The organism is Rhizobium sp. UFLA01-1127, assembly GCF_059803845.1.
In genome coordinates this window covers 1-18,092 of the sequence record NZ_JAUQTZ010000036.1, presented here as the reverse complement: position 1 = coordinate 18,092, position 18,092 = coordinate 1, and the positions used below count along the sequence as shown (strand labels likewise).

The window sequence follows — 18,092 nt, the reverse complement described above, 5'->3', positions numbered from 1 at the left end:
GCGTTGTCATTTCCATCGCCTCCCTGCCATTGATGTTACATGATATTCCAACATCCGTCGCCGATTGATTTTGTTTTTTATCTACAATAAACATTTGGGTGTCAACGAGGAAATCATGCGGTCGTCCCGGAAGGTGGCGGAAGCAGCGATTTCGGCAGAACTCCTGCAATTGACCGCCATTGATACATGGTTCAGACAGCGCCGCCGATAAAGAGCGGCGGCGATATGCGAGGGGGAAATGGCAAGGCAAAAAACGCTCTTCAAGGAGGCGTACAATCGCTACGCGGCGCGCCTGAAGCCCGATACCGAGCTGCCTAGCGAGCCTGAAATAGCAGCCGAACTCGGCGTGAGCCGCAGCACGGCGCGAGCAATCCTCATGCGACTAAGTGACGCCGGGATCATTCTCTGGAACAAGCGGCAGAAGACGGTGCTGCGCCTGCCGACGGAGGACGATCTATTTCCGAAGGAAGAAACCGATTCATTGCACGACATCGTCGAACGCAGCTTCATGATGCGCATCATGTCGGACGAGGCGCAGCCGGGCATGCAGATCAACGAGCTTGAGTTGGCGCGGGAAATCGGCACCGGCACGTCTGTCGTGCGTGAATTTCTCATTCGTTTCAGCCGTTTCGGCCTCATAGAAAAGCGGCCGAACAGCCATTGGATCCTCAAGGGCTTCACCAGTGAATTCGCATTGGAGCTCGCCGATGTGCGCGAAATGTTCGAGCTGCATTCCGCGGCCGAGTTCGGCCGCCTGCCCGCCAATCATCGTGCCTGGGAGGACTTGAAAACAATCGAACGGGAGCATCATGCGCTGCTCAGGGACTTCGACGCCCATTACCGCGATTTCTCGCGTCTCGACGAGAAGTTTCACCTGCTCATCCATCGCGCCTCGAACAATCGCTTCATCGCCGATTTCTACGACGTCATCGCCATCGTCTTTCACTATCACTATCAATGGAACAAGGCGCTCGCCCGTGAACGCAATGCACGCGCCGTAAACGAGCATCTCGACTATATAGAAGCGCTGCAATCCCGCGACCAGCGGAGGATCAACGCTGCCTGCCGCCAGCACCTCGCCTCGGCGCGGCAGACGCTACTGCAGTCGATCCCGCAAGGTGCGGGCGAAGTTGCCGGCTCCGCCGCCTGAGGGGAGAGCCGGCAGGCCGGTTATTTTGCCGTAAAGCTCACGTTTTGGCCGGCAAAGCGCGGGGACGAGACTTCGAGCTTGATGGCGCCCGCCTCTCCCGTTGCCTGCAGCCAGAATCCAGCCGTTCCGCCCTGGAATGGGACGGTTTGCGGCCCGATGATCTTGGCCGGACCATCGACCTTGATCGTGATGGCTTCATTGAGAAAAGAGAGACGCGAGCCTGCCTGGTCGAGCGCACGCACGATGACACGCACCGTGTCGCGCTCGTCTGCGCGCAAGGTGTCTGCATCGGCTTCGATCTGAAGCGAGGTCGGCAGCGGATTGGCGACCATATGCTGCTCGACCACCGGCTTGCCGCCGATGTAGCCGGTGAAACGCACGTCCTCCCACTCCATGCCCCAGACGCCGAGCTCGTCCGGCGTGAAGGAACGATGATCGAAGACGACCGGCGGATGGGGCAGGTGCGGAAAGGTCTCCCGGTCAGGACCGAGACGCTTGGTCAGCGAACCGTAACGCAGCTCGACCTCGTCGCAATTGGTGAGCACCATCAGCGGCAGTGCACCGCCGATATTGCGCTCGCCGCGTGCCCAGATCGTCACCGGCTTCATGACGACCTCTTCGGCGGGCTCGCACTGGCTGGCATAGACGTAGGCCGCGAATTTCGGTTCGCGGAACATGTCCATGACGCCGTGATAGCAGATGCGGTCGCCCGAGCCGAAATCGCTATGGGTGTTGTAGTCGAACATGCACCAGCCGATGGCGCCTGATATCGACGGATCGCCATAGGCGGCGTTCAGAACTTCCAGATGCCGGCGTACATGCTCGGCCTGGCGCTGCTCCTGATCATAGATTTTCGTCGGATACATATGACCGCCGAATTCGGTGATCAGATAGGGGACATTCTTGGAAAGGCCGGTATTTTCCTGCTGCGGTCTCAGCGGCGTGCGCGGCCGGTTGGCGCCGGGCAGCTCTTCGTTGCCGAGGATGAAATCATTCATCGTATAGACATCCTCGAGCATTTCGCTCTCGGTGATGTAACGGACGCCGCCGGTCTGGCGCGTCGGATCGAGTTCGCGTGCAAGCCGGTTCGTCTCGACGTAGAAATCATGAGAATCCTGGGATTCGTTGATGCGCACGCCCCAGATGACGATCGAGGGATGGTTCCAGTCGCGCTCGATCATGCGGCGCACGTTGCGGATCGATTCCTGCTGCCATTCCTTATCGCCGATATGCTGCCAGCCGGGAATTTCCTCGAAGACCAGCAGGCCGATGCGGTCGCAATGGTCGAGGAACCATTTCGACTGCGGATAATGCGAGGTGCGCACGATGTTGCATTTCAGCGTCCGCTTCATGATTTCGGCATCGCGCTCCTGGGCCGAGCGCCCCATGGCGTAGCCGACATAGGGAAAGGCCTGATGGCGGTTGAGCCCGCGCAGCTTCAGCGCCTTGCCATTCAAAAGGAAGCCTTCGGCCGTGAAGCTTGCCGTACGGAAGCCGAAAGCCGCGGCAAGACAGTCCGTTCCGCGGTCGCTCGTAAGCTCCACCTCTGCCGAATAGAGGACGGGATTGTCGAGCTCCCAAAGCGAAATGCCTGAAAGGCCGGCGAAGTCGAGCTTCACGCTTTCACCGGAGGTCTCGGCCTCGCCCGATGCGATGGCCACGCCATCGGCGGACCGCAGGGTAATTTTCACGATGCCCTTGAAAGCAAGATTTTGCGGATTGGAGATGTCGCAGCGCACCGTCACGGATTTACGGTCGGAAAGGACATCCGCCGTCTCGACCTTGATGTTGGCGACCGAGACGGGTGCGGCAACCTTCAGCCGGACATCGCGATAGATCCCCGCATAGGTCAGATAGTCGATCCGGCCGCCGAAAGGCGGGATCTTGGGGTTCTCGCTACCGTCGATCTTGACTGTGATGAGGTTCTCGCCCTGACGCAAACGGCCGGTCAAGCGGGCCTCGAAGGGCGTATAGCCGTCCTTGTGGGCAACAATCTCCTCGCCGTTCAGATAGACGTCGGCATCGGCCATCGCCGCATCGAAGATCAGCGATACCTCGCGCCCGGCAAACATCTCCTCCCATCTGACTATCTTCTGATAGGTGAAGGCGCGCTGATAGGATTTCTCGTCGAAATAGTTGAAGGGCAGTTCGACGGCCGTATGCGGTAGCGTGACACTCTGCCCCTGCTGCAGGCGACCGGCATCCTCGGGCGAAAATCCTTCGCGAAACGTCCAGGATTCGTTGAAGGCGACAACAGAACGCATATTCAATCCTATCGATTAAGCCCGTCGCATCGGGTGACGAACAGATGTTGCTTGGAAAATCACGCGCGGCGAGGCGGGCATGGACGCCGCGGGGCGGTATCTATACAGGCTCGCCGCCGTTGCGCAATGCGACCGGTTGACAGATTTCATTTTCCGGACGAGCGAACCGCAGCAATCAGAGCAGCCTTGTATGACCTAACGGCTGCGTCCGTTCTTCGCCTCCTCGACCGGGCTGCGCACCGCGGCATACATGCCTGTCGTGCGGAATTCCGTCGGATTGATGCCGTAGATGCGGCGAAACACCTTAGAGAAATAGTTGGCATCGTCGAAGCCCGACATGATCGCCACTTCCTTGACCGGGATGAAGGCAGCCTTCGTCAACAGCTTCGCCGCGCGCTGCATGCGCTGCTGTAGCACGAATTCCGCCGGCGGCACGCCTTCGCTCTCGGCAAAGACGCGCGAGAAATGCGCGCGGCTGAGACCGCTCACCTTCGCAAGCTCTTCGACAGACAGCGGCTTGTCGAGATTGGCGTTGATGTGGTCGATGACGACCTGCATGACCGAGCGGTCGGCGGCAAAGGCATGCGAGCCGAAAACATCGTCATAGAGCGCCATGGCCGCCTCATAGGCGATTGCCGACGCCGAAGCCGGCGTCGTGGCGCCCTTGACGAGCCGAAGGCTGCAATCGGCAAGATGATCGATCGTCGCCTGCTGCAGCTTCAACACCGGACCGGCCGCGGCCAGAATCAGGCGATGGATGCGCAGCGCTTCCTCGCCGTTCATGGAAATCCAGAAATATTCCCAGCGCTCCCCCTTCTCCAGCCAATAGCGGTGATTGTGCGGCACGAGAACGAGCAGCGTATCGCCGGCATTGACACGATAGCTGCGGCTTTCATAGCGCAGGCGACCGGTGCCGCTGATCGTGTGCTGCAGCACGGTGAAGGGCGTCAAGCCGCGGCGCCGTCCATCCCAATCATAGGGTTCGTCCTGCCGGACTTCATATCCCGCACTGGTCGGCATGGCGTGCAATCGGTGGCGTCCACGCGGCAGGGAAACCGTCCGCATGACCTGTCCGTTATCGATCAATTCTCGCAGCACAAAATTACCCTCAAAAGCATAATAGTTCTCTGTTCGCCTCGATGATTATAGGCATAATCCCGCCAGAAAACAGCGCATGCTCGCCGGCCAGGAACGGCGATCGGAGGAAAAATCGCAATTTCGGCCCCTTTCGCAATCGATGCGGCCATGGGCCGAAAATCTTGCCATCTCCCCTGCCGCTGCCTGCTCGATCGACTTGAAGGTGAGGATCATGAGTTTCAAAATCGCTATCATCGGCGCTGGCAGCGTCGGCTTCACGAAAAAGCTGTTCACCGACATTCTGTGCGTTCCGGAATTCCGCGGCGTCGAATTCGCGCTGACGGACGTGAGTGAGCACAATCTGACGATGATCAAGGCGATCCTCGACCGGATCGTCGAGGCAAACAAGCTGCCGACGCGCGTGACCGCCACCACGGACCGCCGCAGAGCGCTGGAAGGTGCGCGCTATATCATCAGCTGCGTCCGTGTCGGCGGGCTGGAGGCTTACGCCGAGGATATCCGCATTCCGCTGAAATACGGCATCGACCAGTGCGTGGGCGATACCATCTGCGCCGGCGGCATTCTCTACGGCCAGCGCAACATTCCGGTCATTCTCGATTTCTGCAAGGACATCCGTGAAGTCGCCGAGAGCGGCGCCAAGTTCCTGAACTATGCCAACCCGATGGCGATGAACACCTGGGCTGCGATCGAGTACGGCAAGGTCGACACGATCGGCCTTTGCCACGGCGTGCAGCACGGCGCCGAACAGATTGCCGAAGTGCTCGGTGCGAAAGACAAGCGCGAACTCGACTATATCTGCTCGGGCATCAACCACCAGACCTGGTTCGTCGATCTTCGCTTCAAAGGCCGCAAGATCGGCAAGGATGAGCTGATCGCCGCCTTCGAGGCGCATCCGGTCTATTCACAGCAGGAAAAGCTGCGTATCGACGTTCTCAAGCGTTTTGGCGTCTATTCGACCGAGAGCAACGGCCACCTGTCGGAATACCTGCCCTGGTATCGCAAGCGCCCGGATGAGATCAGCAAATGGATCGACATGTCGGATTGGATCCATGGCGAGACGGGCGGCTATCTGCGCCATTCGACCGAAACACGCAACTGGTTTGAGACGGAATTCCAGCAGATCCTCGACAGCGCGTCGCAGCCGATCGACCCGGCCCGCCGCTCCAACGAACATGCGAGCCATATTCTCGAAGCGCTGGAAACCAATCGCGTCTATCGCGGCCATTTCAACGTCAAGAACGATGGCGTCATCACCAATCTACCTGCCGATGCCATTATCGAATCGCCTGGTTTCGTCGATCGCTTCGGCATCAACATGGTGGCAGGCATCACGCTTCCCGAAGCATGTGCCGCCACCTGCATATCCTCGATCAACGTTCAGCGCATGTCGGTCCATGCCGCCATCAGCGGCGATATCGACCTCTTGAAACTTGCCGTCCTGCACGACCCGCTGGTCGGCGCCGTCGCCACGCCGGAGGAGGTCTGGCAGATGGTCGATGAAATGGTCGTCGCCGAGGCGCGTTGGCTGCCGCAATATGCCCACGCGGTCGATGGGGCGAAGGAGCGCCTGTCGCAGGGCAAGGTCAAGACGCGCGATTGGAAAGGTGCGGCAAGCCGCAACGTACGCTCGATCGAAGAATTGCGGGCAGAGAAGGCCGCACTGAAGCAGGCCGGCTGACGAACATCTTAGATCGGAAGACAAGGGCTGTGGCGGGATCAGAAGGGGATACCCCGCCGCAGCCGGCCGTCTTCCGTTTTACGGGAGGAACGCGACGCCTCGAACGGAAAGCTCGCGATATTGGGAGAGAGAAGAAGATGAGACATTTTCGACCGATCGGCCTTCTGGCCGCATTGACGATTGCCACATCCGCGATCGCCATCAGCGCCTATGCAGCCGAACCGACAGTGCCGCCTGTTCCGCCGGTTTTTCCGGCTGAAGGCAAGATCAAATATGTCGAGCGCAACTCCATCCTGGAGTTCAAGGCGCTGCCGGAATATCACGAGCCCGCCTGGGTCACGGACAAGTTTGTCAAGACCGGCAAGCTGCCGCCCGTCAAGGATCGCCTGCCGAAGGAGCCGCTGGTCTTCAAGACCGGCAACATGCCCGATGGTATCGGCGTCTACGGCGACACCATGCGCCATGTTATCGGCGGCCGGCCGGAAGGCTGGAACTACGGTGCCGGGCAGACCCAGGGCTGGGGCGGCATCGACATCGCCCTTTCGGAGTGCCTGACGCGCACGGCTCCCCTCTTCCAGGTGGAGGCGAAGGATACCGAACCGCTGCCGAACCTTGCCAAGGGCTGGGAATGGTCGCCAGACGGTCACAAGCTCACAATGCACCTGATCGAGGGTGCGAAATGGTCCGACGGCGTCCCATTCAACGCCGACGACATCATGTTCTACTGGGATGACGAGGTCATCGACCCGAACGTCTCGCCGCTCGGTGGCGGCGCTTCGCCGGAAGCCTTCGGCGAGGGAACGACCCTGAAGAAGATCGACGATTACACCGTCGAATGGACCTTCAAGGATGCCTTCCCGAAGCAATATCTCTACACGATGGCCTATCCGAATTTCTGCCCGGGACCATCGCATATCCTGAAGCCGCAGCACCCGAAATATTCCAAGAACACCTACGACCAGTTCAAGAACGCCTTCCCGCCGGAATATATGAACATTCCTGTCATGGGTGCCTGGGTACCGGTCGAATACAGGCCAGACGACATCATCGTCCTACGCCGTAATCCGTATTATTGGAAGGTCGATGAAAAGGGCAATCAGCTGCCCTATCTCAATGAGCTGCATTACAAGCTCTCGACCTGGGCGGACCGTGACGTGCAAGCTGTTGCCGGCTCCGGCGACTTTTCGAACCTGGAGCAACCGGAAAATTTCGTCGCGTCGCTGAAACGCGCCGCACAGCCCGATGCCCCTGCTCGTCTTGCCTTTGGCCCTCGCCTCATCGGCTATAACCTGCAGATGAATTTCTCCGCCAATGGTTGGGGCAATCCCGATCCGCGTGCGCAGGCCGTTCGCGATCTGAACCGCAACGAGGACTTCCGCAAGGCTGTCACGATGGCGCTGGACCGCAAGGCTCTCGGCGAATCTCTCGTCAAGGGTCCGTTCACGGCGATCTATCCGGGTGGCCTGTCTTCCGGCAGCAGTTTCTATGATCGCAATTCGACCGTCTATTATCCGTTCGATCTCGCCGCCGCCAAGGCCGAGCTTGCGAAGGCTGGTCTGAAGGATACCGACGGCGACGGCATCGTCAATTTCCCGGCAGGCGTCAACGGCGGCAAGGACGTCGAGATCACGCTTTTGGTCAGCAACGATTACACCACCGACAAGAGCCTGGCCGAAGGCGTCGTTGGCCAGATGGAGAAGCTCGGGCTGCGCGTCATCATCAACGCCCTCGACGGACCCAAGCGTGACGATGCCAACTATGGCGGCCGTTTCGATTGGATGGTTCGGCGTAACAGTACGGAGCTCGCCTCGGTTGTCCAGAATACCGAGCAGCTTGCACCTGTCGGTCCTCGCACGAGCTGGAACCATCGTGCAGGTGCGGATGGCACGGTCGATCTCATGCCCTTCGAAAAGGACATGGTAACTGTCGTCAGCAAATTCACGACATCGAAGGATAACGACGAACGCGTGGCTTTGATGAAGCAGTTCCAGAAGATCTCGACGGGACACCTCTACAATATCGGTCTGACCGAATATCCGGGTGCACTGATCATCAACAAGCGCTTCTCCAACGTTCCTCCGGGCACGCCGATCTTCCTGTTCAATTGGGCAGAGGATTCGATCATCCGCGAGCGTCTTTGGGTCGCGGCTGACAAACAGGGCAAGTACGAACTCTTCCCCGAAGAACTTCCGGGTGCTCCTGGCAGCGCCGGTCCGATCAAGTAAGATCGCATGAAACATCCCATGGCAGCCGGTATGATGCCGGTTGCCATGGGACTTGAAACATCCAGCGATCAGCTATCGCCGGGATAAAATTGAACCGCTGGCGTAATCATCCCGATGGGGCGAGACCGTCTACAGCATCAAGAGAAGCGAACCGTCCGATGTTGCGATTCCTGCTCGTGCGAATAGCCTCCGCCATACCGGTGCTCTTCATCCTGAGCGTGGTGACCTTTGCGATCATTCAGGCGCCACCCGGCGATTATGCTGATTACATACGCTCGCAATTGATGAACCAGGGTGGTGCATCCTTCGCACAAGCCGACGAACAAGCGCAAATTTACCGCCGCGAACATGGGCTCGACAAGCCGCTGGTCGTTCAATACGTCAACTGGATCGGCGGTATCGTCACCAGGGGCGATTTCGGCTACAGCATGTTCTACAACAAGCCTGTCGCCGATGTCGTCGGAGAGCGCCTGCCGCGCACCTTGGCTCTTGCGCTGGTCTGCCATATCTTCGCATCCGTTCTCGGCATCGGTTTCGGCATATGGGCGGCGACACGGCAATATAGCTGGATCGACAGCCTCCTCTCGGGTATCTCCTTTCTCGGCATGACGGTGCCGCGCTTCCTGATGGCGCTGGTCATCGTCTATATCCTCGTCTTCCAGCTAAACGTCTCCGAGATCGGCAGCTTCTTCTCGCCGCAATATGGCGGCGCGCCCTGGTCGTGGGCCAAGTTCGCCGATCTGGTCAAGCATGTCTGGCCGGTCGTCGCGATCGCCACGTTCGGCGGTCTCGCCTACAATATGCGCGTCATGCGCGGCAATCTTCTCGACACGCTGAACGCTCAATATGTAGAGACCGCGCGTGCGAAGGGTCTTTCCGGCGGTGCCGTGGTCATGCGCCATGCCGTGCCGAACGCGTTGCATCCGCTGATCATGTATCAGGGCGTAGTACTCCCCTATATGCTGACGGGTGAAATCGAGACTGCGATCATCTTCACACTGCCGACGGTCGGACCGGCCATCGTCGGCTCCATGGCAGTCGGCGACGTCTATGTCACGGCAACCTTCATGATGGTGCTTTCGGCAACCCTCATCATCGGCAATATCATTGCCGACATGTTGCTTGCGCTACTCGATCCGCGCGTGCGTCAACAGGGAGGGATCCACTAATGCTCGCCTTCAGCAACTCCCCGCCAGCGCCGGAAGAAAAGATCAAGCACAAGAGCGGCGGCGAAAGCTATATCGCACTGGTCTGGCGCCGCCTGAAGCGGTCCTGGACGGGCATGTGCGGCCTTGTTCTCGTCGTCCTGCTCCTGCTGATGGCGGTCTTTGCCGAATTCGTCGCGCCGCTCGATCCCAAGGCGACCGATACCGGCTTTGCGCCGCCGCAGGTCATCAGCTTTCATGACAAGGACGGCAATATCGTCCTGCAGCCCCGGGTTTACGCACTCGCCGAAACGACCGATCTCGATCCGGTCACGTTCCAGCCGATCGTCGGTCCGGACTACGATCATCCCCGCCTTCTCGGTTTCTTCGTCAATGGCAATCCCTACCATATGTTCGGCCTGATCCCCGGCAATCGGCATCTCTTCGGCGCGACCGACGGCGGTCCGGTGCACTTTCTCGGCACCGACAAGTTCGGCCGGGATGTTCTGTCGCGTGCCATCTATGGTTCACGCATCTCGCTGATGATCGCCTTGACCGTGGTTGCCATCGTCACCATCGTCGGCACCACGATCGGCATGATCTCCGGTTATTTCGGTGGTGCGGTCGACGCCTGGATCCAGCGTTTTGTCGAGATCGTTCTCGCCTTCCCGCAAGTGCCGCTCTATCTGGCGTTGACCTCGCTGATCCCCGTGACGGCGCCGACCAATGTCTTTCTTTCCTTCGTCATCATCGTCATGTCCGCACTCGGCTGGGCGCAGATGTCACGCGAGGTACGCGGCAAGACGCTGGCATTGGCGAGGATCGATTATGTGCGCGCAGCAATGGCGATCGGAGCGACCGACCGGCGCATCATCCTGCAGCACATCTTCCCGAACGTCATGAGCCACGTCATCGTCGCCGTGACGCTTGCGATCCCGAGCGTGGTTCTGCTCGAATCCTTCCTGGGTTTCCTGGGCTTTGCCGTCAAGCCGCCGCTGATCTCATGGGGTCTGATGCTGCAGGATACGTCGACCTATTCGGTCATCGGTTCCTATCCCTGGATTCTCTCGCCCGTCGCCTTTGTTCTCGCCACCGTCTTCGCCTTCAATGCGCTTGGCGACGGACTGCGCGACGCGATCGATCCCTATTGAGAGGAGAACGGATATGGCTCTCGCACTCGTCAATCCCTTCGCTCCGGACACGCGCTTCGACGCCGGCGAAAGGGCCGTCGCACCCGTCATCGATGCCCGCAATATCGCCGTCAAGTTCAAGGTCGAGGACGGCGTGGTCGATGCAGTCAAGGATATTTCCTTCCAGCTCTATCGCGGCGAGACCATCGCCATCGTCGGAGAATCCGGCTCCGGAAAATCGGTCACGGCCCGCACGGTGATGGGGCTTTTGACCAAACGCGCCGTCGTTTCCGACAAATCCGCCATCCATTATGACGGCAAGAATGTCCTGAAATTCTCGGAGAGCGCCCGCCGGCTGCTGCGCGGCGACCGCATCTCGATGATTTTCCAGGAGCCGATGAGTTCGCTCAATCCGATCTACACCATCGGCAGTCAGATCGTCGAAGCGATCCGGGTTCATCGCAAGGTCAGCCGACGCGACGCCGAGAAAAGGGCACTCGATCTGCTGAAGCAGGTGCAGATCCCCGACCCGGAAGCACGTCTGAAGCAATATCCGCATCAGCTCTCGGGTGGTCAGCGCCAGCGCGTCATGATCGCCATGGCGCTTGCCAACGATCCGGACGTACTGATCGCCGACGAGCCGACGACGGCGCTCGACGTGACCGTGCAGGCGCAGATCCTGAACCTCATCCGCGATCTGCAGAAACAGCTCGGCATGGCTGTCATCCTGATCACTCACGATCTGACGGTGGTGCGCCAGTTTTCCGACTACGTCTATGTGATGCAGCATGGCGAAATGCGGGAGCACAACACGACCGAGGCGCTCTTTGCGCAACCGCAGCATCCCTATACGCGGCATCTCCTGACGTCGGAACCGCGCGGGCGGGCAAAACCGCTGCCGCCGGATTGCGATACGATACTTGAGGGCAAGTCCGTCAAGGTTGCCTTCATGATGAAGCACGGGAGCTTCTTCAAGCCCGACATGCGCGAGCTCGTCGCCGTCAACGGCCTCGATCTGGAACTGCGCCGCCACGAAACACTCGGGCTGGTCGGCGAATCCGGCTCCGGCAAGACAACCTTCGGCCAGGCGCTTCTGCGCCTTATCGATGCCGATAGCGGCGAGATCTTCTTCGGCGGGCAGGCCATTCATGGCAGGTCCCGTGCCGAGATGCGGCCCTTGCGATCCCGTATGCAGATCGTTTTCCAGGATCCGTTCTCGTCGCTCAATCCGCGCATGACCATCGGCCAGATCATCTGCGAGGGACTGGTGGTCAACAATATCGGCGCAAACAAAGCCGAGCGGTCGGAACGCGTGAAGGAAGCGCTCGTCAGCGCCGGCATGCCGGCCAACATTCTCTCGCGCTTCCCGCACGAGTTTTCCGGCGGCCAGCGCCAGCGTATCGCCATTGCCCGCGCCATCGCGCTCGAACCGGAATTCATCCTGCTCGACGAGCCGACCTCGGCTCTCGATCTCTCGGTCCAGGCCCAAATCATCGACCTCCTGCGCAAGCTGCAGGACGAGCGGGGTCTGAGCTACCTTTTCATCTCGCACGACCTCAAGGTCGTCCGCGCCCTTTGTCATCGCGTGATCGTCATGCAGCACGGCAAGATCATGGAAGAAGGGCCGGTCGACGAAGTTCTGTCCCATCCCAAGACCGCTTACACCGAACGCCTCGTCAGAGCGGCGTTCGAGGTGGCTTCATAGCATTCAGGAGATTTCGAAATGACAGGCACTCCCAAGATCACATTCATTGGAGCCGGCTCGACCGTCTTCATGAAGAATATCATCGGCGACGTCTTACAGCGCCCGGCACTTGCCGGTGCCAGGATCGCGCTGATGGACATCAATCCGCAGCGGCTGGAGGAGAGCGCCATCGTCGCCCGTAAGCTCGCTTCGACGCTCGGCGCTCCGGCGACGGTCGAGACCTTTACGGACCAGCGCAAGGCACTGGATGGCGCCCACTTCGTCGTCGTTGCTTTCCAGATCGGCGGCTACGAGCCCTGCACCGTCACCGATTTCGAGGTGCCAAAGAAATACGGCCTGCGCCAGACGATTGCCGACACGCTCGGCGTCGGCGGCATCATGCGCGGCCTGCGCACGGTTCCGCATCTGTGGAAGATCTGCGAGGACATGCTCGCCGTCTGCCCGAATGCAATCATGCTGCAATATGTCAACCCGATGGCAATCAATACCTGGGCGATCGGCGAGAAGTACCCCACGATCAAGCAGGTGGGGCTCTGCCATTCCGTGCAGGGCACGGCTATGGAACTGGCGCATGATCTCGACATTCCCTACGAGGAGATCCGCTATCGCTCCGCCGGCATCAACCACATGGCCTTCTACCTCGAATTCGAGCATCGCCAGGCTGACGGCTCCTACCGCAACCTCTATCCGGATCTCGTCCGCGCCTATCGTGAAGGGCGCGCACCGAAGCCTGGCTGGAACCCGCGCTGCCCGAACAAGGTGCGCTACGAGATGCTGACCCGGCTCGGCTATTTCGTCACTGAAAGCTCCGAGCATTTCGCCGAATATACGCCCTACTTCATCAAGGAAGGCCGCGAGGACCTGATCGAAAAGTTCGGCATTCCGCTCGACGAATATCCGAAGCGCTGCATCGAGCAGGTGGCGCGCTGGAAGAGCCAGGCGGAGGAATATCGCACGGCGGAAAAGATCGAAGTCAAGCAATCGAAGGAATATGCCTCCTCGATCATCAATTCGGTCTGGACCGGCGAACCCTCGGTGATCTACGGCAACGTCCGCAACAATGGCTGCATCACCTCGCTTCCGTTCAATTGCGCAGCCGAAGTCGCCTGCCTCGTCGATGCCTCCGGCATCCAGCCGACCTATGTCGGCGATCTGCCGCCGCAGCTGACGGCCTTGATCCGCACCAACATCAACGTGCAGGAACTGACAGTGAAGGCTTTGATGACCGAGAACCGCGAGCACATCTATCACGCCGCGATGATGGATCCGCACACGGCAGCCGAACTCGATCTCGATCAGATCTGGTCGCTGGTCGATGAATTGCTGGCGGCCCACGGCGATTGGCTGCCGGAATGGGCGCGCGGCAATCGCAAGGTTCAGGCCGCCTGAAGCCAACTCTCTCCCGGCTTGCGGCCCAAAAGGCCTCGCGGCGCTGCCGCGGGGCCTTACGTCTTTGCCGCAACGGAGAAAATGAAAATCCAAAACGCGGGCGAATATCGCCTCGATAACCCATGGCAAAGCACATTCGCCTGGGTTAGAAAACACACGCAGTTTGGAGGAGACGAACGATATGGCGAGCTCAGATACATTCACCACAGGAACCTTTGTCGGCCGCATCTGGCGCCCCGATGTGGAAGGCCCTGCTCTCGTCACCGTTCGCGATGGCACGCTATACGATATCACCTCGAAGGACGCGCCGACCATGCGCGACCTGCTGGAGAAGGAAGATCCGGTCGGCTTCGTCCATGCGCAGAAAGGCGAAGCCATCGCCAAGCTTGACGATCTGCTGGCCACCAAGGCCGATCACTCGGCCATCCACCTTCTTGCACCCATCGATCTGCAGGCGATCAAGGCCTGCGGCGTCACCTTTGCCCGTTCGATGCTGGAGCGCGTCATCGAAGAGCGCGCCGCCGGCAATCCAGATCTTGCCGAAGCGATCCGCGGCAAGGTAACAGCACTGATCGGCGACAGCCTGCGCAACTTGAAGGCCGGCTCGCCTGAGGCAGCCAAGGTCAAGGCAGCGCTGATCGAAGAAGGCGTCTGGTCGCAATATCTCGAAGTCGGTATCGGGCCGGATGCGGAAGTCTTTTCCAAATCGCAGGTCATGTCTTCGGTCGGACCGGGCGCGGATGTCGGCCTGCATCCGATCTCCAAGTGGAACAATCCCGAACCGGAAATCGTGCTTGCCGTCGATAGCCAGGGCCGTGTGAAGGGCGCCACCCTCGGCAACGACGTCAACCTGCGCGATGTCGAAGGGCGTTCCGCACTGCTGCTCGGCAAGGCCAAGGACAACAACGCCTCCTGCTCGATCGGCCCTTTCATTCGCCTGTTCGACGAAACCTACGATCTGGATGACGTGCGCAATGCCGATCTCGACCTTAAGGTCGAAGGCGAGGATGGCTATGTGCTGCACGGACGCTCATCGATGAAGGAAATCAGCCGCGATCCGCTCGACCTCGTCTCGCAGACCGTCGGCCGCCATCATCAGTATCCCGACGGCCTCGTGCTGTTCATGGGAACGCTGTTTGCCCCCGTCGAAGATCGCGACACGCCCGGCCAGGGCTTTACCCACAAGGTCGGCGACATCGTCACCATCTCCAACGAAAAGCTGGGATCGCTGAAGAACCGCGTGCTGCTATCGACCGAGTGCCCACCCTGGACCTTCGGCGCCTCGCATCTGATGCGCAACCTCGCGCGACGCGGATTGTTGGTGCAATCGGAGGGGCTTTCTCCGCTGAACACGGCATCAGCGTAACGTGGGTAGCATCCTTGATTGAGACGGCAAGGCCCAAACCGGTTTCCTGGGTCAAGCGCCCGGTCGATTCCACGTAGCCTCGAACTCCACTGCGGGAACAGGTCGTCCGAAATAATATCCTTGGATGCTGTCGCAATTATTCTCGCGCAAGAACTCAAGCTGCTCGAGCGTTTCCACGCCCTCGGCCACAACATCCAGCTTCAGCTTTTGCCCTAGTGAAACAATGGCGGCCGTAACGGAACAGCCGCTCTCATTGTCCGACAGATCGGCGATAAAGGATTTATCGATTTTCAACCGGGAAACCGGAAAGTTTTTTAGGGCACTGAGGTTCGAGTATCCCGTGCCAAAATCATCAATCGCCAAGCGTACTCCCAGCGATCGCAAATGTTCCATCGTCCGGACTGCCCGTGGAACGTCACGCATGATCAGGCCTTCGGTCAGCTCTAGTTCCAGATATTCCGGCTCCAGTCCGCTTGCCTGCAAAGCACTGGCGACGCACGCAACGAGATCATTCTCATGAAACTGTCGGGCGGAGACGTTGACGCAAACGACGATCTTCGGATAGCCGGCATCCTGCCAGGCCTTGTTCTGCCGGCAGGCCTCTCGCAACACCCAATCACCGATCGGTCCGATGAGGCCGCTTTCTTCCGCTAAAGGGATGAAACGTGCCGCAGGTACGGATCCGAGTTGTGGATGATGCCAGCGGATCAGAGCTTCAGCGGCAAAAACCGTATTTGTCGACAGTTTCACCTGCGGTTGATAGACAAGCGAGAATTCAGACCGCTCAACGGCAATCTTCAAGGTTTCAAGCAATAAAAAGCGCTCTTGCACCTCTACGCTAAAATCCGGTTTATAGAGTTTGAAGCGGTCACGGCCGCTTTCCTTGGCTTGATACATCGCAGCATCTGCATTTGCTATCAAAGTATCGGCATTGGTTCCGTCATTCGGATAATTGGCAATCCCTACACTGCATGCAATCCTGTAGTCGTACCCATTTATTTCAATGGATTGAGCCAATGCGTTCTGGATGACACGCACTTTTTCCAGGATCGCGGCCGTGTCTGCACACTGCTGAGTGAAGACGACGACAAATTCATCTCCGCCAAGGCGGACGACCATATCAGCGGGTCCAACCACTTTCTGCATCCTGGCGGCGGCAGCTTTGAGGAGTTCGTCACCGGCATTGTGACCGAGGCTGTCATTGACGACCTTGAAATTGTCAAGGTCGATAAATACCACCGACACGCGATGACCCAACCGCTCGGCTTCGAGGAGCGCGGCGGGCAAACGCTCCTGCAATAGGGTACGGTTGGGCAGTCCGGTTAAACTGTCATGATGCGCCATGAAGCTGATACGCTCTTCAGCTAGTTTGCGCTGCATGGCAATGTCGGCAAGCCGGCCGACTGTCCTAACGAGATCCAGCTCGCTCCTGGTGGGTTCGCGCGGAGCCTCCGAATAGAGCGCAAACGTCCCCAGTACATTTTCTTGATGGGACAGGATCGGCATGGACCAGCATGAGCGAAGTCCGTACGCCAGAGGCAGATGGCGGCACTCGTCCCATAGCGGATCGTGCGCGATATCCGCAACGACCACCGCTTCGCGACGATAAACGGCAGTTCCACACGATCCCGCCTTCTCGCCGACGGGAACGCAGTCCAGGTGTTTCGCGAAAGCGGCGGGCAAGCTTGGTGCAGCGACGCATCTCAGGTGACTCTTCGTGTCGTCAACCAGCATGACGGAACAGAATATCCCCTGCGACAGGCTTTCCACCAAACGGGCTATATCTTCAAGCACGCGTTCCAAGGGTGCGCCGGTCGCGATCATTTCCAGCACTTGTGCTTGTCCATCGCGCAGAAGGTCTGCGAACTTGCGGTCGGTGATATCCCTGGAGATTCCGACAAGCCCAAAGACTTCATTCCTATCATTGCGCAACGGGACCTTCGTCGTCAGCAGCCACTTCGGTGCGCCAGATTTACTGATGCGCAGCTCTTCAAGATCGAACAACGGCTTCCCGGAACGCATGATTTCGAGTTCCTGTGCTCGAAACGCGCTGGCCATTTCGGGTGGATGCAGATCGAAATCCGTCCGACCAAGAAGATCCGAGGTGCTTTGCACGCCGAATCGCGCGGAAAATGCGCTGTTAACGACAACGAACCGGCTCTCGGTGTCTTTGGCCCAGAAATAATCCGGCACCCAATCGATCATCGTTTGGAGTGAAATTTCCTGGCTGCCGATCACCCGTGTGGCTTTTAGCTCGGTAATGTCTTCGTGAGTGGCAACCCAACCATCGTCAGCTAGGCGCTGATGACAGATTTGAATACTGCGGCCGTCATTAAGCTTGACTATTCGTACAGATGGCTTAGTGGCCGAATTAGCTGTTTCGTTGACGATCATGTAATGCTCGGCATCTACATGGGACGTCCCAGCGGCAACACGTCTGGTATTGATTTCGCTCAATGTTACCCCGGGGAGGATCTGCTCGGGATCGAGGCGATAGATTTCGGCATAACGCCTGTTGCAGAATGTGAGCCTTTTCTCCGCATTGAAAACACAAATTCCTTGCGGCATGTTACCGATTGCGATGTCTTGCGCAGCTATGGTCTTTAATTGATCGAAGGACGGTGCGAATTTTTCTGGATGCTGTCCGCCAGATAACGCGAACAATCGATTGATAGCGTCGTGGTAAATATCCGCCCGCTCGTTGTCGTCTTTAAAGTGTGCTGCCGCAGCTATCCTTGTCATTCTTGACTTTTCACACCCCGCAGGGGTCCCAGATATCGTCGCTATTCAGTCAGGCGGAGGATGCATATTCCGTCTTAATTTGCCGTGAATCCTCAGCTGGCATAGCGTTGTTTAAAATAAACAATACTGATCTATGCCGTTTAAGTTCGCAGCAGCGATAATCCAGATATTCACTCCGGGGGCAGCGTCTGCTATCGGGA

Annotated in this window: 11 protein-coding genes; 8 read left to right on the top strand and 3 right to left on the bottom strand. The window is 58.8% G+C overall.

Features of this window, described 5'->3' with window-relative positions:
• Positions 1 to 238: 238 nt before the first annotated feature.
• Entirely contained in the window at positions 239 to 1,150 is a 912-nt protein-coding gene (locus Q4Q11_RS11620) for a GntR family transcriptional regulator (protein WP_498569565.1), read from the top strand.
• Between the two features lie 20 nt (positions 1,151 to 1,170).
• Here Q4Q11_RS11620 and Q4Q11_RS11615 read toward each other — a convergent pair whose 3' ends face one another.
• Entirely contained in the window at positions 1,171 to 3,414 is a 2,244-nt protein-coding gene (locus Q4Q11_RS11615; protein ID WP_498569564.1) for a glycoside hydrolase family 2 protein, read from the bottom strand.
• A gap of 195 nt (positions 3,415 to 3,609) precedes the next feature.
• Entirely contained in the window at positions 3,610 to 4,512 is a 903-nt protein-coding gene (locus Q4Q11_RS11610; RefSeq protein ID WP_498569563.1) for a helix-turn-helix transcriptional regulator, read from the bottom strand.
• Between the two features lie 211 nt (positions 4,513 to 4,723).
• Here Q4Q11_RS11610 and Q4Q11_RS11605 point away from each other — a divergent pair, with 211 nt between their 5' ends.
• From Q4Q11_RS11605 to Q4Q11_RS11575, 7 genes are all read left to right on the top strand, one after another.
• Positions 4,724 to 6,190 (top strand): alpha-glucosidase/alpha-galactosidase, encoded by a 1,467-nt coding sequence (locus Q4Q11_RS11605; RefSeq protein ID WP_498569562.1) that lies wholly within the window; start codon positions 4,724 to 4,726, stop codon positions 6,188 to 6,190.
• 137 nt (positions 6,191 to 6,327) lie between these two features.
• Positions 6,328 to 8,415, top strand: a complete 2,088-nt coding sequence (locus Q4Q11_RS11600) for an ABC transporter substrate-binding protein (RefSeq protein ID WP_112512890.1) — start codon at positions 6,328 to 6,330, stop codon at positions 8,413 to 8,415.
• A gap of 158 nt (positions 8,416 to 8,573) precedes the next feature.
• The gene (locus Q4Q11_RS11595) at positions 8,574 to 9,584 is read left to right on the top strand and encodes an ABC transporter permease (protein WP_498569561.1); all 1,011 of its coding nucleotides are present in this window, start codon (positions 8,574 to 8,576) and stop codon (positions 9,582 to 9,584) included.
• A complete protein-coding gene (locus Q4Q11_RS11590; RefSeq protein ID WP_498569560.1) occupies positions 9,584 to 10,711 on the top strand; it encodes an ABC transporter permease in 1,128 nt (375 codons plus the stop codon). The genes Q4Q11_RS11595 and Q4Q11_RS11590 overlap by 1 nt, the downstream gene beginning before the upstream one ends.
• A 13-nt stretch (positions 10,712 to 10,724) precedes the next feature.
• Positions 10,725 to 12,395, top strand: coding sequence for an ABC transporter ATP-binding protein (locus tag Q4Q11_RS11585; protein WP_498569559.1), 1,671 nt, complete (start codon positions 10,725 to 10,727; stop codon positions 12,393 to 12,395).
• A gap of 18 nt (positions 12,396 to 12,413) precedes the next feature.
• Positions 12,414 to 13,784, top strand: coding sequence for an alpha-glucosidase/alpha-galactosidase (locus tag Q4Q11_RS11580; RefSeq protein ID WP_498569558.1), 1,371 nt, complete (start codon positions 12,414 to 12,416; stop codon positions 13,782 to 13,784).
• A gap of 181 nt (positions 13,785 to 13,965) precedes the next feature.
• Entirely contained in the window at positions 13,966 to 15,150 is a 1,185-nt protein-coding gene (locus tag Q4Q11_RS11575; RefSeq protein WP_498569557.1) for a fumarylacetoacetate hydrolase family protein, read from the top strand.
• 51 nt (positions 15,151 to 15,201) lie between these two features.
• Here Q4Q11_RS11575 and Q4Q11_RS11570 read toward each other — a convergent pair whose 3' ends face one another.
• Positions 15,202 to 17,892 (bottom strand): EAL domain-containing protein, encoded by a 2,691-nt coding sequence (locus Q4Q11_RS11570; protein WP_498569556.1) that lies wholly within the window; start codon positions 17,890 to 17,892, stop codon positions 15,202 to 15,204.
• Positions 17,893 to 18,092 lie beyond the last annotated feature (200 nt).

Excerpts from the sequence above, each read along its gene's own strand:
- Q4Q11_RS11600 (WP_112512890.1), top strand. The coding sequence starts at position 6,328 with ATGAGACATTTTCGACCGATCGGCCTTCTGGCCGCATTGACGATTGCC.
- Q4Q11_RS11605 (WP_498569562.1), top strand. The coding sequence starts at position 4,724 with ATGAGTTTCAAAATCGCTATCATCGGCGCTGGCAGCGTCGGCTTCACG.
- Q4Q11_RS11615 (WP_498569564.1), bottom strand. The coding sequence starts at position 3,414 with ATGCGTTCTGTTGTCGCCTTCAACGAATCCTGGACGTTTCGCGAAGGA.
- Q4Q11_RS11570 (WP_498569556.1), bottom strand. The coding sequence starts at position 17,892 with ATGACAAGGATAGCTGCGGCAGCACACTTTAAAGACGACAACGAGCGG.
- Q4Q11_RS11585 (WP_498569559.1), top strand. The coding sequence starts at position 10,725 with ATGGCTCTCGCACTCGTCAATCCCTTCGCTCCGGACACGCGCTTCGAC.
- Q4Q11_RS11590 (WP_498569560.1), top strand. The coding sequence starts at position 9,584 with ATGCTCGCCTTCAGCAACTCCCCGCCAGCGCCGGAAGAAAAGATCAAG.
- Q4Q11_RS11575 (WP_498569557.1), top strand. The coding sequence starts at position 13,966 with ATGGCGAGCTCAGATACATTCACCACAGGAACCTTTGTCGGCCGCATC.
- Q4Q11_RS11595 (WP_498569561.1), top strand. The coding sequence starts at position 8,574 with ATGTTGCGATTCCTGCTCGTGCGAATAGCCTCCGCCATACCGGTGCTC.
- Q4Q11_RS11620 (WP_498569565.1), top strand. The coding sequence starts at position 239 with ATGGCAAGGCAAAAAACGCTCTTCAAGGAGGCGTACAATCGCTACGCG.
- Q4Q11_RS11580 (WP_498569558.1), top strand. The coding sequence starts at position 12,414 with ATGACAGGCACTCCCAAGATCACATTCATTGGAGCCGGCTCGACCGTC.